Here is a 13622-nt window from a genome sequence, read left to right as displayed (position 1 = left end):
CTTCCCCCCGAAAACGCCCGGCGCGCGCCGCGGGGTTCCCGCCTCCCGTCGCCCTTTCCGGTGATCGGCCATCCCGGTGATGGCCGTCACCGTCGGTGGCGCCCCGTAGGCTGGGGGGTGCTATGACGAAGCCCTCCCTCCCCGACCTGCTGCACGCCGCCGTCTCCGCCGTCGGCGGCACGGAGCGGCCCGGCCAGGTCGCCATGGCCGAAGCAGTCGCCGAAGCGATCGACGACAGCACGCACCGCCTGATCCAGGCCGGAACCGGCACCGGCAAGTCCCTCGGCTACCTGGTCCCCGCCCTCGCGCACGGCGAGCGCGTCGTCGTGGCGACGGCGACCCTCGCCCTGCAGCGGCAGCTCGTCGAGCGCGACCTGCCCCGGACGGTCGAGGCACTGCACCCGCAGCTGCGCCGCCGGCCGCAGTTCGCCATGCTCAAGGGCCGGTCGAACTACCTGTGCCTGCACCGGCTGCACGAGGGCGCCCCCCAGGACGAGGAGGAGGGCCTCTTCGACCAGTTCGAGGCCGCCGCCCCCACCAGCAAGCTCGGCCAGGACCTGCTGCGGCTGCGCGACTGGGCGGACGAGACGGAGACCGGCGACCGGGACGACCTCACGCCCGGCGTCTCCGACCGCGCCTGGAGCCAGGTGTCCGTCTCCTCCCGCGAATGCCTCGGTGCGACGAAGTGCCCGTACGGCGCCGAATGCTTCGCCGAGGCGGCCCGCGAGCGGGCCAAGCTGGCCGACGTGGTCGTCACCAACCACGCCCTGCTCGCCATCGACGCCATCGAGGGCGCGCCCGTCCTGCCGCAGCACGAGGTGCTGATCGTGGACGAGGCCCACGAGCTGGTGTCCCGTGTGACCGGCGCCGCCACCGGCGAACTCACCCCCGGGCAGGTCAACCGGGCGGTGAAGCGGGCCGCGAAGCTGGTCGACGAGAAGACGGCCGACTCCCTCCAGACCGCCTCCGAGTCCTTCGAGCGCGTGATGGAGCTGGCGCTCCCGGGCCGGCTGGAGGAGATCCCCGAGGACCTCGGGTACGCGCTGGCGGCGCTCCGCGACGCCGCACGCGACGTGATCTCGGCGATCGGCTCCACCAGGGACAAGTCCGTCGCCGACGAGGACGCCGTCCGCAAGCAGGCCCTGGCCTCCGTGGAGAACGTGCACGCGGTGGCCGAGCGGATCCTCGCCGGCTCCGAGTACGACGTCGTCTGGTACGAGCGCCACGACCGCTTCGGGGCGACGCTGCGGGTCGCCCCCCTGTCGGTGTCCGGGCTGCTGCGGGAGAAGCTGTTCGAGGACCGCTCGGTCGTCCTCACCTCGGCGACCCTCAAGCTCGGAGGGGACTTCAACGGCGTCGCGGCCTCGCTGGGCCTGTCCCCGGAGGGCGTCGAGGCGGACGACGCGCCGGTCTGGCGGGGCCTGGACGTCGGCTCCCCGTTCGACTACCCGAAGCAGGGCATCCTCTACGTCGCCAAGCACCTGGCGACACCCGGCCGCGAGGGGACCCGCGGCGACATGATGGACGAGCTCGCCGAGCTGATCGAGGCGGCCGGCGGCCGCACCCTCGGCCTGTTCTCGTCCATGCGCGGCGCCAAGGCGGCCGCCGAGGAGCTGCGCGGCCGGCTCGACCACCCGATCCTGCTCCAGGGGGAGGAGACCCTCGGCGAGCTGATCAAGAACTTCGCCGCGGATCCGCGGACCTGCCTGTTCGGGACGCTGTCCCTGTGGCAGGGCGTGGACGTCCCCGGCCCCAGCTGCCAGCTCGTCATCATGGACCGCATCCCCTTCCCCCGGCCCGACGACCCGCTGATGAGTGCGCGCCAGAAGTCGGTCGAGGAGCACGGCGGCAACGGCTTCATGGCCGTCGCCGCGACGCACGCGGCGCTGTTGATGGCCCAGGGGGCGGGCCGGCTCGTCCGCGCCGCGGGCGACCGGGGCGTCGTCGCGGTCCTGGACCCGCGGCTCGCGACGGCCCGGTACGGCAGCTTCCTGAAGGCGACGCTGCCGGACTTCTGGTACACCACGGACCGCAACCAGGTCCGCCGCTCCCTGGCCGCGATCGACTCGGCGGCCAAGGCCGACGGCAAGTAGTCCGAGCCCCGAGCCCCGAGCCCCGAGCCCCGAGCCCGGGGCTCGGGGCTCGGGCATGGAACAGCTCCGGGACCGGCGCAGTGGGTCCCGGAGCTGGCTGGCGGGGCCGGGTTCAGACCCGGCGCAGTACGGCGACGACCTTGCCGAGGATGGTCGCCTCGTCGCCGGGGATCGGCTGGTACGCCGCGTTGTGGGGGAGCAGCCACACGTGGCCGTCCTCGCGCTTGAAGCGCTTGACGGTGGCCTCGCCGTCGAGCATGGCGGCCACGATGTCGCCGTTCTCGGCGACGGGCTGGCGGCGGACCGTGACCCAGTCGCCGTCGCAGATCGCGGCCTCGATCATGGAGTCGCCGACGACCTTGAGGACGAAGAGCTCACCGTCACCGACGAGCTGCCGCGGTAGCGGGAAGACGTCCTCCACGGACTCCTCGGCGAGGATCGGGCCGCCGGCCGCGATCCGGCCGACCAGGGGGACGTACGAGGCGGCGGGCTTGCCGGTGGTGTCCGTGGGCTGCGAGCTGGGCTGGTCCGAGCCGCGCACCTCGTACGCCCGGGGGCGGTGCGGGTCGCGGCGGAGGAAGCCCTTGCGCTCCAGGGCCATGAGCTGGTGGGCGACGGACGAGGTGCTGGACAGGCCGACCGCCTGGCCGATCTCCCGCATGGACGGCGGGTAGCCCCGGCGCTGCACGGAGTCCCGGATGACCTCGATGACCCGGCGCTGCCGGTCGGTGAGCCCGGAGCTGTCGGCGCGGATGCCTGGGGGGCGTCCTGGAAGGGAGCGAGCGGGGCGGACGGCGTCCGCCTCCGGGGTCAGGCTTGCGCTTGCGTCGTTCATGGCATGCACCGGCTCGAGTCGGCTTTGGGAGCGGTTCTGGGCAGTGATGGCGGCACTGTCTGCGGTGGTGGTCACGTCGGCGGCCCCTCTCGAAATGTTCTCCCTAGCTGGACAACGGTAATTGCTTTCGAAAGGTTGCGCCAAACACACGTTCGAGTGAAAAATCGCGGATCGACCTGCGTGATCACAATGGCAGGTGTATTGGGTCGCGCATTTCCGAACGGAGGTTCGGATGGTTCTCCGCTGCCTACGGTACCGTTCCCGGTCGGGCCGCGGCCCTCCCGGTCCGGCCCCAGTGTGGCACCGCGGGCGGCCGCGCCCCTGCACCCCGCTCCACGACACGCGGTAGCGGACCAAATCCGCCGCGCCACAAGATCTAGTGGTTGTATGGGCGCCGCAACCCATACCTAGTGGTCCAGGGGAGCGCGGGGGTCTCACAGGCCCCGTGGATCGCATATGCTTGGGCCTGCTCCACGAGCCCCGGCAGAGCGACTCCGCCGCACAGGGCCCGGAGGGGTGATTCAGTCGTGCCTAGAGAAGGGTGAGGGACCATGCACTGCCCCTTCTGCAGGCACCCCGACAGCCGCGTCGTCGACAGCCGCACCACGGACGACGGCACGTCGATCCGCAGACGCCGCCAGTGCCCGGACTGCTCCCGTCGCTTCACGACGGTCGAGACGGCCTCGCTCATGGTGATCAAGCGCAGCGGTGTCACCGAGCCCTTCAGTCGCACCAAGGTCATCTCCGGCGTGCGCAAGGCGTGCCAGGGCCGGCCCGTCACCGAGGACGCCCTCGCCAAGCTCGGCCAGCGGGTCGAGGAGGCGGTGCGCGCCACCGGGAGCGCCGAGCTCACCACCCACGACGTCGGTCTGGCCATACTCGGCCCGCTCCAGGAACTCGACCTCGTCGCGTACCTGCGCTTCGCGAGCGTGTACAAGGCGTTCGACACCCTTGAAGACTTCGAGGCCGCCATCGCGGAACTGCGCGAGCGGCGGCCCCGCCCCGAGGAGTGCGGGCCCGCCGGGACCCCCCAGGTCCCCGTGCCCGCCTCCGCCTCCGACTGACCGGGCGGCGTGCCGCGCTCCGGCGCGACACGCCGCCCGGCCGGAGGCCGCCCGGTGCAGCCGGGAGAAGGAACGTAACAAGACACAGCACTGTGCCTCGGAATAGCGCTGGCACTTTAGGGCGTTTTTGCCCGTATATGGGAGGCAGGCGGCATGACAGAGACGGCGAGCAGCTCGGCACGCGGTTCCCGCGCCAAGGGAACCAAGGGCGCCAAGGGCGGCCTGCGGATCGAGCGCATCCACACCACCCCGGGCGTGCATCCGTACGACGAGGTGAACTGGGAGCTCCGTGACGTCGTCATGACGAACTGGCGCGACGGCTCGGTCAACTTCGAGCAGCGCGGCGTCGAGTTCCCCGACTTCTGGTCGGTGAACGCGGTCAACATCGTCACCAGCAAGTACTTCCGCGGCGCCGTCGGCACGCCGCAGCGCGAGACCGGTCTGAAGCAGCTCATCGACCGCATCGTGAAGACGTACACGAAGGCCGGCGAGGACTACGGCTACTTCGCGTCCCCCGCCGACGCGGAGATCTTCGAGCACGAGCTGACCTACGCCCTCCTGCACCAGATCTTCAGCTTCAACTCCCCGGTGTGGTTCAACGTCGGCACGCCCCAGCCGCAGCAGGTCTCCGCCTGCTTCATCCTGTCCGTCGACGACTCCATGGAGTCGATCCTCGACTGGTACAAGGAAGAGGGCATGATCTTCAAGGGCGGCTCCGGCGCCGGCCTGAACCTCTCCCGCATCCGCTCCTCCAAGGAGCTCCTCTCCTCCGGCGGCAACGCCTCCGGCCCCGTCTCCTTCATGCGCGGCGCCGACGCGTCCGCCGGAACCATCAAGTCGGGCGGCGCCACCCGCCGCGCCGCCAAGATGGTCGTCCTCGACGTGGACCACCCGGACGTCGAGGACTTCATCGAGACCAAGGTCAAGGAAGAGGAGAAGATCCGCGCCCTGCGCGACGCGGGCTTCGACATGGACCTGGGCGGCGACGACATCACGTCCGTCCAGTACCAGAACGCCAACAACTCCGTCCGCGTGAACGACGAGTTCATGACGGCCGTCGAGAACGGCACCTCCTTCGGCCTGCGCGCCCGCATGACCGGCGAGGTCATCGAGCAGGTCGACGCCAAGGCGCTCTTCCGCAAGATGGCCGAGGCCGCCTGGGCGTGCGCCGACCCGGGCATCCAGTACGACGGCGTCATCAACCACTGGCACACCTGCCCCGAGTCCGGCCGCATCACCGCGTCGAACCCGTGCAGCGAGTACATGCACCTGGACAACACGTCCTGCAACCTCGCCTCCCTGAACCTGATGAAGTTCCTCGACGACGACGGCAAGGGCGACCAGTCCTTCGACGCCGAGCGCTTCGCCAAGGTCGTCGAACTCGTCATCACGGCCATGGACATCTCCATCTGCTTCGCGGACTTCCCGACGCAGAAGATCGGCGAGAACACCCGCGCCTACCGCCAGCTCGGCATCGGCTACGCCAACCTCGGCGCGCTGCTGATGGCGACCGGCCACGCCTACGACTCCGACGGCGGCCGCACCCTCGCCGCGTCCATCACCTCGCTGATGACCGGTACGGCCTACCGGCGCTCCGCCGAGCTCGCCGCGATCGTCGGCCCGTACGACGGCTACGCCCGCAACGCCACGGCCCACAAGCGCGTCATGAAGCAGCACGCCGACGCCAACGCCGCCGCCCCGCGCACCGACGACCTCGACAACGCCATCTGGGCGGCGGCCACCGAGGCCTGGCAGGACGTCCTGCGCCTCGGCGAGAAGAACGGCTTCCGCAACTCCCAGGCCTCCGTGCTGGCCCCCACCGGCACCATCGGCCTCGCCATGTCCTGCGACACCACCGGTGTCGAGCCGGACCTGGCGCTGGTGAAGTTCAAGAAGCTCGTCGGCGGCGGCTCGATGCAGATCGTCAACGGCACCGTCCCGCAGGCCCTGCGCCGCCTGGGCTACCAGGAGGAGCAGATCGAGGCGATCGTCGCCCACATCGCCGAGCACGGCAACGTGATCGACGCCCCCGGCCTGAAGACCGAGCACTACGAGGTCTTCGACTGCGCCATGGGCGAGCGCTCCATCTCCCCGATGGGCCACGTCCGCATGATGGCCGCGATCCAGCCCTGGATCTCCGGCGCGATCTCCAAGACGGTGAACATGCCGGAGTCGGCGACCGTCGAGGAGATCGAGGAGATCTACTTCGAGGCGTGGAAGATGGGCGTCAAGGCGCTCGCGATCTACCGCGACAACTGCAAGGTCGGCCAGCCGCTCTCCGCCAAGAAGAAGGAGGAGGAGAAGGCCGAGGTCACCGAGAAGACCGAGGAGACGATCCGCGCGGCGGTCGAGAAGGTCATCGAGTACCGCCCCGTCCGCAAGCGCCTCCCCAAGGGCCGCCCGGGGATCACCACCTCCTTCACCGTCGGCGGCGCCGAAGGCTACATGACGGCCAACTCCTACCCGGACGACGGCCTCGGCGAGGTCTTCCTGAAGATGTCGAAGCAGGGCTCGACCCTTGCCGGCATGATGGACGCCTTCTCGATCGCCGTGTCGGTCGGCCTCCAGTACGGCGTGCCGCTGGAGACCTACGTCTCGAAGTTCACGAACATGCGCTTCGAGCCCGCCGGCATGACGGACGACGCGGACGTGCGGATGGCGCAGTCGATCGTCGACTACATCTTCCGCCGCCTGGCCCTCGACTTCCTGCCGTTCGAGACCCGCTCGGCGCTCGGCATCCACACCGCCGAGGAGCGCCAGCGCCACCTGGAGACCGGCTCGTACGAGCCGCTCGAGGAGGAGATCGACACGGAGTCCCTGGCCCAGTCCGCCCCGCTCGCGGCGGTCACCGCGGCTCCGCAGGCCCAGCCCGCGCCGGTCCCGGCCCCGAAGACGGCGCACTCCAGCGCCGAACTCGTCGAGATGCAGCTCGGCGTCTCCGCCGACGCCCCGCTCTGCTTCTCCTGCGGGACGAAGATGCAGCGCGCCGGCTCCTGCTACATCTGCGAGGGCTGCGGCTCCACCAGCGGCTGCAGCTGATTCCTCACGAAGGGGGGCGACCACACGTGGTCGCCCCCCTTCGCCATACGCCGGGCCCGGCCGCGGGGCGGTCGTGTGTTCGGGGGTCGGGTGCCGGTGCGGGGTGGGGCAGGTCGGTGCGGGCCAACTTCCCCGAGGACTGACCCCGGGGCGCCCGGGCCCGTACGATGACGCCGTGCTGGTCAAGTGGATTCGCTGCACGGTGACGGACCGACGCGGGTTCGAGCGCGGGCAGCGCAAATGGGCGGGGCTGCCGGGGGAGCCGGGATTCCGGGGACAGGGCGGCGGATGGAGCCGGGGGCGGCAGGGGGTCGCGCATGTCTTCGCGTTCTGGGAGAGCCGTTCCTTCTACGACTCCTTCATGGCCCGCTCGCACGACCGGCTGGCCGCCGCCCAGGCCGGGACGTACACCGACGCGCGGGTGAGCCTCTTCGACCACCGCTTCGACGTGAAGACCGGCTTCGAGCCCCGCTTCACCGACGCCGACGTCGTCCGCGTCGCCCACACCCGGGTGCGGGAGGGGCGCGTCGACCACTTCGCGCTGATGCAGGAGAAGGTGTGGAACCCGGCCATGGCCGGGTCGCCGGGGATGATCCGCGGGCTGTTCGGCGAGGCGCCCGGACGCGAGTTCCTCGTGCTGTCGATGTGGCACGCCGCCGCGGAACACGGCAAGTACCGGCAGGAGCGGGTCGAGCGGCTGTCGCTGCGCGCCCAGACCGAGGCCGACGTCGAGGCCCTCACCGGCGACGTCGTCGACCTCGAAGCGTCCTGGACGGTGTGACCGTACGAAGATCGGAGGGTTGTGGCGGCGTGCCCGGGTGCCGGGGCGCCGTACGCCGCATAGGGTCGTGGGATGGCACGACCACGGCGCATCGTCCTCCTCCGGCACGGGGAGTCCGAGGGCAACGTCGACGACACCGTGTACGAGCGGGAGCCCGACCACGCCCTGCGGATGACCGGGCTCGGCCACGAGCAGGCCGAGGCGGCGGGCGTGCGGCTGCGGGAGCTCTTCGGCGGCGAGCGCGTCAGCGCGTACGTCTCCCCGTACCGGCGGACCCTCCAGACCTTCCGCGACCTCCGCCTGGACCCGGCGCAGGTCCGGGTCCGCGAGGAGCCGCGGCTGCGGGAGCAGGACTGGGGGAACTGGCAGGACCGGGAGGACGTCCGCCTGCAGAAGGCCTACCGGGACGCCTACGGCCACTTCTTCTACCGGTTCGCGCAGGGGGAGTCCGGCGCCGACGTGTACGACCGGGTCGGCTCCTTCCTGGAGAGCCTCTACCGCAGCTTCGAGGCCCCCGACCACCCGCCGAACGTCCTGCTCGTGACGCACGGGCTGACGATGCGGCTGTTCTGCATGCGGTGGTTCCACTGGTCGGTGGCCGAGTTCGAATGCCTCTCCAATCCCGGGAACGGCGACCACCGGATCCTCGGGCTCGGAGCGGACGGCCGGTACCGCTTGGACCGCCCGTTCGAGCGGTGGACCACACCCGAGCCTTACGACCTGGACGGCTAAAGTGACGCGCGATGACCGCTGACTCCTCTTCCGGACGGCGCTACGCACGCGCCCTCGCCAGCCTCCGCGGGCTGGCCCTCGGGGACGCCCTGGGCTCCCAGTACTTCGTCCCCGCCAACTACCCCTTCCTCAAGCGCCGCGAGCTGCCCGGTGGTTCGGGCACCTGGCAGTGGACCGACGACACCGAGATGGCGTGCTCGGTCCTCGCGGTGCTGGCCCTCCACGGCCGCATCGACCAGGACGCCCTCGCCGACTCCTTCGCCCGCCACCACGACTTCGACCGCGGATACGGGCCGGCAGTGAACCGGATGCTCCGCCTCGTCCGGGAGGGCGGGGACTGGCGGACGCTGGCCGCCGAACTCTTCAACGGGCAGGGCTCCTGGGGCAACGGCGCGGCCATGCGGATCGCGCCGCTGGGCGCCTGGTACGCCGACGACCCGGAACAGGCCACGCACCAGGCGGAGATCTCCGCCTACACCACGCACCAGCACCGCGAGGCGGTCTGCGGCGCGATGGCGGTCGCCGCCGCGGCTGCACTCGCCGCGGACCCGGCCGGCCCGCCGAAGGCGGAGGACCTGCTGGACGGCGTGATCGCGCTCGTGCCGCGCAGCGCGGTGGGGGCGGGGCTGCGGCGGGCGCGGGACATGCTGGACTACGGGGACGCGACCACGGTCGCCGCCGTGCTCGGCTGCGGGCGGCGCACCACCGCGCACGACACGGTGCCGTTCGCGCTGTGGTCGGCGGCCCGCTCGCTCGGGGACTTCGAGCGGGCGTTCTGGACCACCGCGCAGGTCGGCGGGGACGTGGACACGACGTGCGCGATCGTCGGCGGGGTGCTGGGGGCACGGGGCGAAGACGTGCTCCCCGCCGCCTGGCTGGCGCGCACCGAAGCGCTGCCGGCGTGGCTGCCGGAGGCGCCGGCGTACTGAGCCGGCGTACGGGGCCGGCGTACGGGGCCGGCGTACGGCGCCGGCGGGCCCCCTGCCGGGAGGTGCGCCGGGGCGCACGCCCGTCCGACGGCTGTGTCACGGTCCTGACACAGGCGCCGGCGGCCCCCGGGGAACCCCCACGTCACGGCCCTACCCTGGCCGCTTGCCCCGGCAGGCCGGCCGGGGCGGCCCACAGGGAGGGGAACCCGATGGCCACCACAGCAGACGGACCGAACGACGGCGACGCCGCCGAAGCCGCGGCCGACGCAACCCCGGTGGCGGGCCCGCCACAGGCGGCAGACCGGCCGGACGACTCGCTTGCGGCGGCCGGCGCGGCGGCGGGGCCGGCATCCGATGCGGGAACCCCGACCGAGGCCGGGCCCCTTCCCGCCCCGCGGGAACCCGAAGCCACGACGCCGGACGCGTCCGCCCCGCCGGCCGGGGCTGCTGCGCCGGATGCGGCGGCGGTAGCCGTCGTGCCTGCGGGGTCGCCCGGGGGCGGGGCGCCGCCCGGGTGGGATCCCACAGCCTGGCGGCGGTACCAGGTGCGCCGGGAGCGCGCCCGGTCCGGGCCGTGGTCGGCGGCGCCGCCCGACTGGTCGGAGGCCGCCCGGCCCGCCGCGCCCGCGCCCCCGTCCACCGCCGTCCTGGTCTGCGCCGCCGCCGCCGGCCTCGCCGCGGCCCTGTTCCTCGGCGACGGCGTCGGTCCCGGCCTGCTGCTCGTCGCGCTTCCCGCCGTCGCCGCCGCGTACGCCGCCGCGCGCACCGCCGGCCGCACCGCCCGCCCGTGGACCCTGTTCTGGGCCCTCGGCTGCACGGCCCTGCTCGCGGTGCCCGTGCTGCGCGACGCCGCCTGGCCGGCCACCGTCGCCCTCCTCGCCGCCGTCCTCGCCGGGGCGCTCGCCCTGCACGGCAGCCGCACCTGGGCCGGGGTGCTGCTCAGCCCCGTCGGCCTCACCGACGGAGCCGTCAACGGCGTCCGCTGGGCGTGGGCCGCCCTCCGCTCCCGGAGCACGGGTGTCGACCGCGACCGCTGGCTGCCCGTCCTGAAGGCCGCCGGGGTGGCCGCCGGGCTGCTCCTGCTCTTCGGCGCCCTCTTCGCCTCCGCCGACGCCGCCTTCGCCGACCTGCTCGGCGGCCTCGTCCCCGACGTCACCATCGGCGACGGCCCGCTGCGCCTCGCCCTGTTCCTCCTCGCCACCGCCCTCGCCCTGGCGGCGGCCCGGACCGCCGCCGCGCCGTTCCGCTGGGACCGCATCCGCACCACCGCCGGCAAGCCGCGCTCCCGCGTCGAGTGGGCGCTGCCCCTCGTCGTCCTCGCCGTGCTCTTCGCCGGCTTCAACGCCGTCCAGCTCGCCGTCCTGTTCGGCGGCTACGACAAGGTGCTGGCCAGCACCGGGCTGACGTACGCCGAATACGCCCGCCAGGGCTTCTGGCAGCTGCTCTGGGCGACCCTGCTCACCCTGGCCGTGATCGCGCTCGCCCTGCGCTGGGCCCCGCGCGGCGGCCCCGCCGACCGGCGGCTCGTCCGCGCCGTCCTCGGCACCCTGTGCGCGCTGACCCTGGTCGTCGTCGCCTCGGCGCTGCGGCGCATGGACCTCTACGTGGACGCGTACGGGCTGACCCGGCTGCGGGTGTCGGTGGCCGCGATGGAGCTCTGGCTGGGCGCCGTCATCGTCCTGATCATGACGGCGGGGCTGTTCGGCGCCCGCCTGCTGCCCCGTGCGGTCGCCGGCAGCGCGGTGGCGGCCGCTCTTGCCTTCGGGCTGCTGTCGCCGGACGCCGTGGTCGCGGAGAAGAACGCGGACCGCTTCCGGGCCACCGGCAAGATCGACCTCGCGTACTTCCAGTCGCTCTCGGCGGACGCCGTGCCCGCCCTGGACCGGCTGCCGGAGCCCCACCGCTCCTGCGCCCTGCGCGGTATCGCCGAGGAGCTGGCGGAGCAGGGCCGCGCCCCCTGGTACGCGACGAGCCTCGGCGTGCACCGGGCCCGGCGGATCCTGGACGAGCGCCCCGTGGCCGCCCGCGCCGCAGTCTGCTCGCGCCTCGGCACCTTCTCCGGCCGCAGCGGCTGATCTCCGGCCCTCCGCACAGGCGACCGGCAGCAACCCCGAACGGGCGATTCCGGCAACGGAATTGGGGGCGCCGGGAACGGGCCCGCGCTCCGGCGGGGCGCCGCCCAATGGGGGAGGGCGCGGGGCCTGCCGGCGGGCCGCGGTCCGGCGCCGGGGCGCGGGCGGCGCGTCTGCCGGGGCCGCGGCCGCCCCGCCGGCCCCGGCGCGGCAGCCGAGCCGGTCCGTGCCGTGCCTTCGCCTGTGTGAAGCGGTGGCGGATGATCCTGGGCCCCGGCCTGCCTGATGGTGGCGCTTCGCGTGTGCCGGTTGGTCCCGATGTGCTTTGCCGACCGCGGCCTTGGTGCTCGGAGCGCGCAGGACACCGGGCCGGCTCGGTCTCGAAGCCCCTTCCTGCCCGGCGCCTTCTTGTGTGTGCTCTCGCGAATTCAGGCGCCGTCGAACGCTGTCTGCGAGGGCTTCGCGGAAGGCCCCGCCAGCGCGGCGCCGGCCCTTCCCGGCCGCTCCGGCCGGGCCGGGGTGTGCAGGCGGCGCGGGGCGGCGTAACCTTGCTGGCGCCATGCCGTACGAAGCACCCACCCACACCGTCGAACGCTCCCTCCGCGCAACCACCGGCGCCAAGGTCGTCGCCGGGGTCGACGAGGTCGGGCGAGGGGCCTGGGCCGGCCCGGTCACCGTCTGCGCGGCGATCACCGGACTGCGCCGCCCGCCCGAAGGGCTCACCGACTCCAAGCTCCTCACCCAGAAGCGGCGCGACGCCCTCCTGGAGGTCCTGGAGGCGTGGGTCACCTCGTACGCCCTCGGGCACGCCTCGCCGCAGGAGATAGACGAGCTCGGCATGACCGCCGCCCTGCGGCTGGCCGCGGAGCGCGCCCTGGGAGGGCTGCCCGTCCGGCCCGACGCGGTGATCCTCGACGGCAAGCACGACTACCTCGGCACGCCCTGGCAGGTCCGTACGGTGATCAAGGGCGACCAGTCCTGCGTCGCCGTCGCCGCCGCCTCGGTGATCGCCAAGGTCCGGCGCGACCGGCTGATGGCCGAACTCGGCTTCTCCGGCGGCGGGTTCGAGGGCTACGCCTTCGGCGACAACGCCGGCTACCCCTCGCCCGTCCACCGCGCGGCCCTGGAGGAGCTGGGGCCCACCCCGCACCACCGGCTGTCCTGGGCGTACCTCGACGCGCTGCCCCGCTGGCGCCACCTCAAGAAGGTGCGGCGCAGCGAGGAGGCGCTGGAGCTGGAAAACGGAGGCCAACTCGGCTTCGATTTCTGATCGCACCCACGTGCCCCCCGGCGGTACGTTTCGTACCGCTGTTTGATAGACATCAACCCATGCCTCTCACCCCCGAGGAGCCTCAGATTCACGAGAGTGCCCAGGGTCCCCGCGTTACGCCGGCCGCGAGCCGCACCGCGCCGACCCCCCGCCCCGTACCTGGTCCGCGTCCCGCCGCCGTCCCGCGGCCCGGGCGCCCCGGTCCCTCCCCCGCCGCGGCGAACCGCGCGGGTGCCGCCCCCCGGCCCGCGCCGCCCGCGCCGCGCACGCCGCAGGCCGCTCCCGCCGCACCGTCCGTGTCGGCGGCGGTCCCCCAGATCCAGCTGATCCCGGCCTCGGCCGAGGGTGCGCTGGACGCGGCCGAAGAGGCCGTGGACCTGCTGCTCGACACCGGGCGCGCCCCCGGCGACGTCCTCGTCCTCACCACCGGCGACCTCCACCCCTGGGCCGCGCACGAGCTGTCCTTCGGCGAGGCCGCCTACTGGGCCCAGCACGACGCCGGGGACGACGTCTTCTACGCGGACGCGGCGCAGGCGGCTCGTGCCTCCGGCCGTCCCGTCGTGGTCGTCGCCGTCAACGGCGGGCCCGCCTCGGCGGCCGCGGCCGTGCTGCCGGTCGCGCTCGCCCGGGCCGGCGCGCTGCTGATCGTGTGCGGCGACCCGAAGGAGATCAACTCCGTGCTGGGCGCGGGCGTCTGACGCCCCGTACCCCGGTACGGGCGAGGGGCGGGGCTGGCGCAGGAGCCGGCCCCGCTGGAGCCCGTTCCCGGGCCGGCGCAGGCCCCTGCCCGAGCGTGCCGGAGCGGTG

10 protein-coding genes are annotated in these 13622 nt (G+C 73.3%); 9 read left to right on the top strand and 1 reads right to left on the bottom strand.

Annotated features, from left to right (window positions below):
- The first annotated feature begins 122 nt into the window (after positions 1–122).
- Positions 123–2093 carry an ATP-dependent DNA helicase gene (locus MUK52_RS07835; RefSeq protein WP_114054503.1) on the top strand — a complete coding sequence of 657 codons (1971 nt, stop codon included), beginning with the start codon at positions 123–125 and terminating at the stop codon, positions 2091–2093.
- A gap of 112 nt (positions 2094–2205) precedes the next feature.
- On the opposite strand, the gene lexA is transcribed toward MUK52_RS07835, so the two are convergent.
- Entirely contained in the window at positions 2206–3003 is a 798-nt protein-coding gene (lexA, locus tag MUK52_RS07830; RefSeq protein ID WP_114054504.1) for a transcriptional repressor LexA, read from the bottom strand.
- Between the two features lie 476 nt (positions 3004–3479).
- Between lexA and nrdR the strand changes: the two genes are divergently transcribed.
- The 8 genes from nrdR (at position 3480) to MUK52_RS07790 (ending at position 13513) form a co-directional block, all read left to right on the top strand.
- Positions 3480–3992 carry a transcriptional regulator NrdR gene (gene nrdR, locus MUK52_RS07825; RefSeq protein WP_114054505.1) on the top strand — a complete coding sequence of 171 codons (513 nt, stop codon included), beginning with the start codon at positions 3480–3482 and terminating at the stop codon, positions 3990–3992.
- 153 nt (positions 3993–4145) lie between these two features.
- Positions 4146–7031, top strand: coding sequence for a vitamin B12-dependent ribonucleotide reductase (locus MUK52_RS07820; RefSeq protein ID WP_114054506.1), 2886 nt, complete (start codon positions 4146–4148; stop codon positions 7029–7031).
- A 175-nt stretch (positions 7032–7206) separates the two neighbouring features.
- Positions 7207–7812 carry a YdbC family protein gene (locus tag MUK52_RS07815; protein ID WP_114054507.1) on the top strand — a complete coding sequence of 202 codons (606 nt, stop codon included), beginning with the start codon at positions 7207–7209 and terminating at the stop codon, positions 7810–7812.
- A gap of 72 nt (positions 7813–7884) precedes the next feature.
- Complete coding sequence (locus MUK52_RS07810) at positions 7885–8544, top strand: histidine phosphatase family protein (RefSeq protein WP_284575296.1); 660 nt, start codon at positions 7885–7887, stop codon at positions 8542–8544.
- 11 nt (positions 8545–8555) lie between these two features.
- Positions 8556–9473 carry an ADP-ribosylglycohydrolase family protein gene (locus tag MUK52_RS07805; RefSeq protein ID WP_114054509.1) on the top strand — a complete coding sequence of 306 codons (918 nt, stop codon included), beginning with the start codon at positions 8556–8558 and terminating at the stop codon, positions 9471–9473.
- A 209-nt stretch (positions 9474–9682) separates the two neighbouring features.
- Entirely contained in the window at positions 9683–11548 is a 1866-nt protein-coding gene (locus MUK52_RS07800; protein WP_350205089.1) for a DUF4153 domain-containing protein, read from the top strand.
- A gap of 556 nt (positions 11549–12104) precedes the next feature.
- Positions 12105–12815 (top strand): ribonuclease HII, encoded by a 711-nt coding sequence (rnhB, locus tag MUK52_RS07795; protein WP_284575295.1) that lies wholly within the window; start codon positions 12105–12107, stop codon positions 12813–12815.
- Between the two features lie 59 nt (positions 12816–12874).
- On the top strand, positions 12875–13513 hold the full coding sequence (locus MUK52_RS07790) for a hypothetical protein (RefSeq protein ID WP_114054512.1): 639 nt from the start codon (positions 12875–12877) through the stop codon (positions 13511–13513).
- Positions 13514–13622: the final 109 nt, after the last annotated feature.

It is taken from the genome of Streptomyces sp. 2P-4 (assembly GCF_030167965.1).
Classification (GTDB): Bacteria; Actinomycetota; Actinomycetes; order Streptomycetales; family Streptomycetaceae; genus Streptomyces; species Streptomyces globosus_A.
Note: the sequence above shows the minus strand (reverse complement) of the source record. Positions and strands in the feature narration are given on the sequence as shown.